Origin of the sequence: Pseudoalteromonas sp. SG43-7, from assembly GCF_014164295.1 — a bacterium.
GTDB lineage: Bacteria > Pseudomonadota > Gammaproteobacteria > Enterobacterales > Alteromonadaceae > Pseudoalteromonas > Pseudoalteromonas rhizosphaerae.
Genome location: NZ_JACJEY010000056.1, coordinates 20,080 through 29,313 on the forward strand (window position 1 = coordinate 20,080; position 9,234 = coordinate 29,313).

The window sequence follows — 9,234 nt, forward strand, 5'->3', positions numbered from 1 at the left end:
ATGTTTAATAATATAATAGATAGTGCGATTGCTAATCGACTACTGGTTTTGCTAACTCTTTGTGTATTAATTGTCACCAGTGTTGTGGTGATCCCAAAACTCAACCTTGATGCTTTTCCAGATGTTACCAATGTGCAAGTGGCTGTTAATACCGAAGCACCAGGTTTGGCTGCCGTTGAAGTTGAGCAGCTGATCACTTACCCAATTGAAGCGGTCATGTATGCATTACCTGATGTAGAGCAAGTTCGTTCGATTTCTAAAACGGGGCTTTCTGGTGTTACCGTGGTTTTTAAAGAAGGGGTGGATATCTATTTTGCCCGCCAACTGGTATTTGAGCGTTTGCAAGCAGCGAAAGAACTGATCCCGGACGGGATTGGCTTGCCAGAAATGGGCCCGAATACGTCAGGGCTCGGGCAGGTTTACCAATACTTATTAGCGGCATCACCTGAGTCTGGCTTGGATAGTATGGCGCTGCGCAGCTTAAACGATTGGATTGTCAAATTGCTTATTCTACCTGTTGATGGGGTTACCGAAGTACTGTCGTTCGGTGGTGATGTGCGTCAATACCAAGTAAATCTTAACCCAAATAAGTTATTGGCTTATCAGCTCGAACAACAACAAGTGGTAACTGCACTGGAAGAAAACAACACTAATGTAGGTGGCTGGTATATGAACCGCGGCCAAGAGCAGTTAGTTATTCGTGGAACAGGTTGGTTCAATGCCGGCACACTAGGGCTGCAAGAAATAGCACAAACGCCATTGAAAACCATCAATGGCACAGTGATCACCATTGCCGATGTGGCAGAGGTGACGCTTGGCAGTGAAATTCGCCAAGGTGCCGCTACGATGAGTAAAAAAGATGGTCAAGGTAATGTGCAATCATTAGGTGAAGTGGTGACAGGGGTGGTATTAAAACGCATTGGTGCAAATACCAAGCAAACCATTGATGGTATTAGCGCGCGGATTGCGATGATCAATCAAGCACTACCAGAGGGGGTAACGTTTGAACCGTTATATGACCAAGCTGATTTGATCACCAAAGCGGTTGATACTGTGGTAGATGCCTTGCTACTAGCGTTTGTATTTATTGTGGTTGTGCTGGCGTTGTTTTTAATGAATTTACGGGCCACATTATTGGTTTTATTGTCTATACCAATCTCCATTAGTATGGCTTTATGTGTCATGTCGTGGTTAGGGCTCTCGGCTAATTTGATGTCACTCGGTGGTATTGCTGTGGCAATTGGTATGCTGGTGGATGGCTCGGTGGTTATGGTGGAAAATATTTTTCGTCACTTAACTAACAATACTCATGCTGATCACTCACCGGCTAAATTGATCACTATGGCGGCTAAAGAAGTTGCCAGGCCGGTATTTTTTGCTGCACTAATTATTTTAGTCGTGTTTATGCCGCTGTTTAGTTTTGAAGGCGTAGAAGCTAAATTATTCCAGCCAATGGCTATAAGTATCATGTTAGCCATTATTTCTGCTGTGATTGTTGCGCTAGTAATCGTGCCAGCAATGGCAGTGTATTTATTTTCTAAAGGTGTCACAGTTAGGCGCAGTGTATTACTTGAACCGTTAGATAAAACTTATCAAATATGTTTACGCTGGGCAATGAACGCACGTAAAACGGTGATCTCGCTGGCGGGAATATTAGTGGTGATTGCTGGTATCTTATTGCCGCAACTAGGCACTGAGTTTGTGCCAGAGCTTGAAGAAGGCACTATTAACTTACGGGTAACACTGGCACCTTCGGCAAGCTTGGATACAGCATTAATGGTCGCTCCTAAGTTGGAAGCGATATTATTGGCCTTTCCTGAAGTTGAGTATGCACTTAGCCGAATTGGTCGCCCAGAAGTCGGGGGGGATCCAGAGCCAGTTAATAATATTGAAATTTACTTAGGTTTAAAGCCGGTGAGTGAATGGCAATCAGCTGCTAATCGTGCACAACTGCAAGTGTTAATGGAACAAAAATTAGCGCAGTTTCCTGGTTTATTGTTTAACTTTTCACAGCCGATAGCCACGCGGGTGGATGAGCTACTATCAGGGGTGAAAGCGCAACTAGCGATTAAGCTGTTTGGTGCTGATTTAGATGTGTTAGTCGCTAAAGGGCAGCAAATTGAGCAAGCTGTAAAAGGTGTTGCTGGCGCTAAAGATGTGGCAATGGAACAAATTGCTGGTGAAGCACAATTAGTGATAAAACCGAACCGCTTAGCACTTTCTCGCTATGGTTTATCTGTGGGGGATTTAATGTCGATAGTGCAAGATGGCATTGGCGGCACTGCGGCAGGGCAAATTATTAATGCCAATGAGCGGTATGATATTTATGTGCGCATTGGGGCAGAGTTTCGTGACAGCCCAGAAGCCATTGCAGACCTGCGTTTATTATCACCGACAGGTGCCGTGGTTAGGGTTGGGGATGTCGCAACGGTTAATATTGAATCTGGTCCGCCACAAGTGCGTCGTGATGACGTTCAGCGCCGAGTAGTGATCCAAGCCAATGTACAAGGGCGCGATATGGGCTCAGTCGTCGCGGATATTCGCCTTGCCATAGCTGAGCAAGTTGATTTACCGTCAGGTTATAGCATTAGTATTGGCGGTCAATTTGAAAACCAACAACGTGCGCAGCAGCGTTTATCTATCGTGGTGCCTATTTCGCTGGCTTTGATTGCATTACTTTTGTATTTTGCATTTGGCTCGATAGGCCAAGCATTGCTGATTTTAGTCAATGTGCCGTTAGCTGTTATTGGTGGTGTGGTTGCACTTTACGTATCAGGGCAATATTTATCAGTGCCAAGCTCTGTGGGTTTTATTACCTTGTTTGGGGTAGCTGTGCTTAACGGCGTGGTGATGGTTGAGAGTATTAATAATCGCGTTAAAGCGGGAGATAGTCTACAAAGCGCAGCATTTAATGGCGCACTATCTCGGCTGCGACCCGTACTAATGACGGCGTTAACCTCAGCGCTTGGTTTGATACCCATGTTGATATCAACAGGGATCGGCGCTGAAATTCAAAAACCATTAGCAACGGTTATTGTTGGCGGATTATTTACCGCAACCTTTCTTACCTTATTTGTATTGCCGGTACTCTACACTCAATTTAGTCAGCAGTTTTACCGTGTCAATGGGAATAAAAACTAGCTCTACTGCAGTACCTTACACAAGGCGCATAAACTTGCGTCTTGTGCTATTTAGTGCATTAATATAAGTAAGTTTCTAAAACAATAAAAAGTTGATTATGGAAATACAATGCTGAATGGCCTGTTAAAAAATAAAAGCCAATCTATACGGACGAAACTGATTGTTACTTTTATTGTCATTGCGCTAGCACCATTATTTTTAATGTCTTGGTTTAGTCTTCAACATGTAAGCAACTCCCTTGAAAAAAGCGCCCAAACTGAACTTGGTGAATTAAGCAGTATTGGTAAGCAATTTGCGAATATTTGGTTTGCAGATCACATTAAAGACCTATATCTATTAAATGATCAACTAAGTCATAGCCAGCTAAATAAACGGCTACTGATTGATGAGTTTGTTGATCGATATGATTTTGTCAATGAAATTCATATTATCTTCGACCCCTCAAATACCCCAAACCCAGTTAATAACAGTGCGTTTTCAGCCTTAAATCGTGATCAGTTAATTGCGATGCTAGCGGCTATTGAGCAAGGGCAAAAAAGTGTATTTATATCTTCAATGGGGGCTGAAACACATCATTTTGTGGCGTTACCTATGATAGACGAGCAACGCGGACTTTATGCAATAGTATTAGCGAATATAAATTTTCAAGGCTTGCTCGATAATTTAGAACATATTCATAATAATAATGAGGGACTAACTTTCTTTATTGTGAAAGCAGGTGAAATCAAAGGTGCCCAATTGCACCCGAGTGTATTACCAAAAGCTGATTATTTTACTAATGTGGCAAATACTGAACAGGTTTTTACCTATCGAAAAATAGATGACACATTACACTATGCCATTTTAACGGACTTGAATTTTGCAAACGCCACAGGCTGGCAGCTATTGGTTGAAAAGCCTGCAGCCGTTATGTTGCAAGGTGCCAGTGACTATAAGTTTGCAGCTGTGGTTGCTAATGCTTTTGCATTTTTAGTGATCTTAATTCTATCGTGGTGGTTTGGACGACGTTTATCTCGCCCGTTCATTAGTCTTGCCAATGCCAGCGCTGAAATAACCCGAGGTGAGCGCAACAATATTCCTATTCTGGAAGACAGTAGTGAATTACATCAGCTGTCGATTGATCTAGAACACTTAGTCAGTAGTAAGGTACAACAGCAAGAACGGCTAGAGCATCAAAGCACAGCGCTTCAGCTTGCCTTAAAACAGTTAGCGGAACAAAAAAGTGCACTTGATGAACATGCAATTGTTGCTGTGACCGATATCAAGGGCACGATCACCTTTGTTAATAAGAAATTTTGTGAGATCAGCGGTTACAGCGAAAGTGAATTGTTAGGAAAAAACCACCGTATTTTAAACTCTGGGACTCATCCTAAAGATTTTTTTAAGGACATGTATAAAGCCGTAACCGCAGGCAATGTATGGCATGCGCAAATCTGTAATCGAGCAAAAAATGGTGACTTTTATTGGGTCGATACTACAGTTGCGCCTTTTTTAGATGAACAGGGCAAGCCCCAAAGTTATATCGCTATTCGCACCGACATCACAGCATTAAAACTACAAGAATTTGAACTCGAACAACACAAAACACAATTACAATTAGTGTTGGACAGCACTGCAGTAGGGATTTGGGACTGGTATGTAGATACTGGCAAAGCATACTTTAATAACCGCTGGGCGAGTATTATCGGTTATAAATTGGAAGAACTACAACCAACTGATTTTAATACATGGAACAAATATACTCATCCAGATGATCTTGTTACTTCAGGGCAGCTTTTAGAGCAGCATTTTGCGGGTGAGAGCGATTATTATGTCTGCGAAGTTCGTATGTTGCATCGTCTCGGACATTGGGTGTGGGTACTGACCACAGGACGTATCGTTGAGCGCAATAGTGATGGCTCTGCAAAACGAATGATAGGTACTCACCTTGATATTACAGAGCGAAAAGAAACAGAAGCACAATTACAATTGAGTCGCGACCGATTTGTGTCTCTGGTCGGCAATATTCCAGGCATTGTGTATCGATGTAAATACGATGCCCAATGGAGCATGCTCTACCTGAGTGAACAAACAAAAGTTATTACCGGCTATGAACCAAATGATTTAGTTGATAATCATAAGCTTAGCTTTGTTGAATTAATTCACCCGGATGATGTTGCTAGCGTGGCTGAGAAAGTAAGAGTCGATATTGATGCTCGTCAGCCATGGTCATTAGAATACCGTTTGGTCGCTTCTGATGGCTGTATTCATTGGGTACATGAAAAAGGTCAAGCAGTGTATGATCAGGCTGGCAACGTATTGTATTTAGATGGTTTTATTCATGATATAACCGAGCGTTATCATACTCAATCGACACTTTATCGCCAACAAAGTTTACTTGAAGCAATGAGTAAACAAGGCCAAATTGGTGCCTGGGAAGTGGATTTAGAAGCACAGACAATGTATTGGTCCGATGAAGTCAAAGCAATTCATGAAGTCGCTGACGACTACCAGCCAGTAATAGGGCAAGCTCTTGATTTTTATAAGCAAGGTGAACATCGTGATAAAATTAGCGAACTGTTTGAAGATGCAGTTATTAATGGTAATAGCTGGGAAATTGAGTTAATCCTTGTCACAGCGTTAGGCAATGAAAGGTGGGTTAAGTCGATAGGGCAAGTTGAATTTAAAAATGAACGTTGCGTGCGTGTGTATGGTTCATTTCAAAATATTGATACTTATAAACATCTCGAATTAGAGAGTAAAAAAGCCAACCAATATAATAAAAACCTAGCGAGTTTAACCGTCTCACCTGAGTTATTGGCAGGTAATTTCGATGTAGTAAAAAATTTAGTGACGCAGTCAATGTGTGATGTACTTGATGTGCAACGCTCAGCAGTGTGGGTGTTTGATGAAGCTAGCGATGAAATGACGTGCGTGAGTTTATTTATCGATGATCAAGGTTTTGTTGAGCAGCCTTTAGTGCTTAAAGCGAGTGAATTTCCCGCTTATTACCAAGCAATATTTGCACAAGGTTTAGTGGCAATTAATGATGTTAATAGCCATCCTGCAACCGCCGAATTGATTGACACTTACACAACACCATTAAATATTAATTCGATGCTCGATGCCGTTATATCTACCGGTGAGGGTATATTAGGAGTGCTCTGTGCGGAAAGTGTCGGTAGCTATCGCTGTTGGAGCCAAAATGAAGAAACCTATTTACGCTCTTTAGCGACCTTAGTGGGCAGCGTGTTAATGTCGCAAAGGCGTAAGCAAACCGCCCAAGAGCTGAAAATTGCATTAGTCAAAGCCAATGCTGCTGCAACAGCAAAAAGTCAATTTTTAGCAACCATGAGTCATGAAATTCGTACCCCAATGAATGGGGTGTTGGGTATGCTTGAGCTGATCGAACTTGAAGCGTTGACCAAGCCGGTGCGAACGAAAGTCGCGATAGCAAAAAATAGCGCGCATTCTTTATTGTCGGTGATCAATGATATTTTAGATTTTTCGAAAGTTGATGCCGGTAAAATCGAGCTAGAAAGTATCAACTTCAATGTCTGTAATTTACTCGGAGAGGTGGCGGAATCTCAAGCCCTTGCGGCGCAAGATAAAGATATCGAAATCATTATTGATTTAGTGGCTGTGACACCGGTGCAATTTAAAGGCGATCCGGGGCGTATTCGCCAAGTGCTGACCAATTTACTGAGTAACGCTGTTAAGTTTACTGCGCAAGGTGAAGTATTGATCCGCGCATCAGTAACTCCTATTGAACAACAATATCAGCTCAGTATTAGTGTAAAAGACTCTGGCATCGGAATTGATCTAACCAAGCAAGAAGATTTATTCAGCCCATTTTCGCAAGTAGATGCCTCGACTACGCGTGAATATGGCGGCACTGGATTAGGTTTGGCGATTAGTAAACAATTGTGTGAGTTAATGGGTGGAGAAGTAACGTTAGTCAGTGAGGTAGGGCATGGTTGTGAGTTTACCGCGACAGTGATGCTAGAGGCGGGAAGTGACACTGAGCGTAGTATACCGACCATAGATATGACCAAGCTCACTATATTGGTGGTTGATGATAACGAAACCAATCGGATTGTGATAAGCCAACAGCTTGCTCATTGGGGTGCAAAAGTTGAGCTTGCTTGTAATGCAGCACAAGCCTTGCAGTTATGTAAAAAGCGCCTTGCAGATAAACTTAATTTGTATGATATTGCCGTGTTGGATATGCAAATGCCAGGAATGGATGGCTTAGCACTGTGTCGAAAATTAAAAGCCGATGATGATTTTAAAGCAATGCCATTAGTAATGATGACCAGTATTGCTGGCATGGAAGGAGTACAACGTTTTAGCGATGCAGGGTTCCAAGCGTATTTTCCAAAACCTATCACTACGGCTGATTTGATCAGTGCCATGGCGGTGATCGCTCATGGTGGTAGCGCCGATTTACCTTTAGTGACATCAAGTTATATATCCTCACTGCGTAGTGATCAGCATAGAGCAAATAGCCATATTTTATTGGTTGAAGACAATCCGATTAACCAGCAAGTATCTAAACTAATGTTAAGTAAACTGAATTTTACCGTAACGCTAGCGGAGAATGGTCAGCAAGCCCTTGATATTTTAGCGAAAGTACCTGCAGAACACTTTAATTTAGTGCTCATGGACTGCCAAATGCCGGTGCTGGATGGATTTGACGCTACTCGCGCAATTCGTGCCGGTGAGGCGGGTGCTAAACATCAACAGATCACAATTATTGCACTCACAGCCAATGCAATGGATGAAGACAAACAGCTGTGTTTAGCGTCTGGAATGGATGACTACTTGGCTAAACCAATTCAACTACAAATATTAAAAGATAAACTAGATCAGTATTAAACAATGCAGTAATAAATAAGAGAGCTTATGACAGACCAAAAAACGATTACCTTAAGAGATGCGCAGCCTTCGGATGCTGCTACTATTTTGCATTTTATTACCGAATTGGCAATTTATGAAAAAGAGCCCGATGCGGTTAAAACCGATGAACAGGCGATTTTAAAAACCCTGTTTAGTGAAGGTGCAACAGCGCATAGTTTGATTTGTTTTGAAGGCGATACGCCAATTGGCTTTGCGGTGTACTTTTACAATTATTCGACTTGGCTTGGCAAGAATGGCTTGTACCTTGAAGACTTATATGTCAGCCCAGATAGCCGAGGTAATGGTGCGGGTAAACTGATTATGCAACATTTGGCACGCCAAGCTATCGCAAAAGATTGTGGCCGTTTTGAATGGGTGGTACTTGACTGGAATCAACCTGCGATCGATTTTTACAATAGTATGGGGGCAGAGCCACAAAATGAGTGGATCATTTATCGGCTTACAGGACAAGCATTAATTGATTTTGTCGAGAAATAAAAATACGTAATATAAATAAAAATCATTTGCATTAAGTTGTTTGGCTGTGTAAATTAATCACATCATTTAATTTTGTGCAGGTGATTTTTATGTCACACCCACAGTTTCACAGCAGCAATAAATTGTCTCAGGTTGAGCAAGTATTAAGTCCTTGGCAAGCCAACATCATTGCTGGAAATACAGCGTTTGAACGCGGTGCTTTAATTGAAGCTCGCGATAAATACACGACAGCACACACCCTCTCAGCTCGTTTATTAAGCCAATTTAGCCAAGCAAAAATATGCCAGTCAGTTATTAGCGCAATTGAACATTGCTGCCCCGCATTCGTTGTTGCCGCTCATAATTTAGCGGATACATATCGAGCCATGAACCAAGCAGAGCAAGCGTGTCAGTGTTTGTGTGATGTGCATATAAGTTTAAGTCATTTGCTCCAGCATCCATGCGATACGGTGCGTACAGTGGTTGTGCACCATCATCACAAAACCTACACAGAGTTAGTACAGTTTGCCAAATTGCACAGTCATTACCCGCAATTAATAGAACAAATCAATCAGACGTTAAGTTACACCCCAGATCAAACTGCCACTGTGCATTGATCACTTATCTTAATCCGACAAGGAACAATTATGGCGTTTACATTACCCCCATTACCATATGAGTACGATGCGTTAGAGCCACATTTAGATGCTAAAACTATGGAGATCCACCATACTTTGC

At 42.1% G+C, this 9,234-nt stretch carries 4 protein-coding genes and 1 pseudogene; all 5 read left to right on the forward strand.

Annotated elements, in window-relative coordinates:
* On the forward strand, positions 1 to 3,141 hold the full coding sequence (locus H5200_RS19200) for an efflux RND transporter permease subunit (RefSeq protein ID WP_182762255.1): 3,141 nt from the start codon (positions 1 to 3) through the stop codon (positions 3,139 to 3,141).
* A 108-nt stretch (positions 3,142 to 3,249) separates the two neighbouring features.
* Entirely contained in the window at positions 3,250 to 7,998 is a 4,749-nt protein-coding gene (locus tag H5200_RS19205; protein WP_182762257.1) for a PAS domain-containing protein, read from the forward strand.
* Positions 7,999 to 8,025: 27 nt separating this feature from the next.
* Complete coding sequence (locus tag H5200_RS19210; protein WP_182762259.1) at positions 8,026 to 8,517, forward strand: GNAT family N-acetyltransferase; 492 nt, start codon at positions 8,026 to 8,028, stop codon at positions 8,515 to 8,517.
* A gap of 89 nt (positions 8,518 to 8,606) precedes the next feature.
* A complete protein-coding gene (locus tag H5200_RS19215) occupies positions 8,607 to 9,113 on the forward strand; it encodes a hypothetical protein (RefSeq protein ID WP_182717821.1) in 507 nt (168 codons plus the stop codon).
* Between the two features lie 30 nt (positions 9,114 to 9,143).
* Positions 9,144 to 9,234 (forward strand): annotated as a pseudogene (locus H5200_RS19220) (superoxide dismutase [Mn]); the annotation flags it as partial.

Excerpts from the sequence above, each read along its gene's own strand:
- H5200_RS19200 (WP_182762255.1), top strand. The coding sequence starts at position 1 with ATGTTTAATAATATAATAGATAGTGCGATTGCTAATCGACTACTGGTT.
- H5200_RS19205 (WP_182762257.1), top strand. The coding sequence starts at position 3,250 with ATGCTGAATGGCCTGTTAAAAAATAAAAGCCAATCTATACGGACGAAA.
- H5200_RS19210 (WP_182762259.1), top strand. The coding sequence starts at position 8,026 with ATGACAGACCAAAAAACGATTACCTTAAGAGATGCGCAGCCTTCGGAT.
- H5200_RS19215 (WP_182717821.1), top strand. The coding sequence starts at position 8,607 with ATGTCACACCCACAGTTTCACAGCAGCAATAAATTGTCTCAGGTTGAG.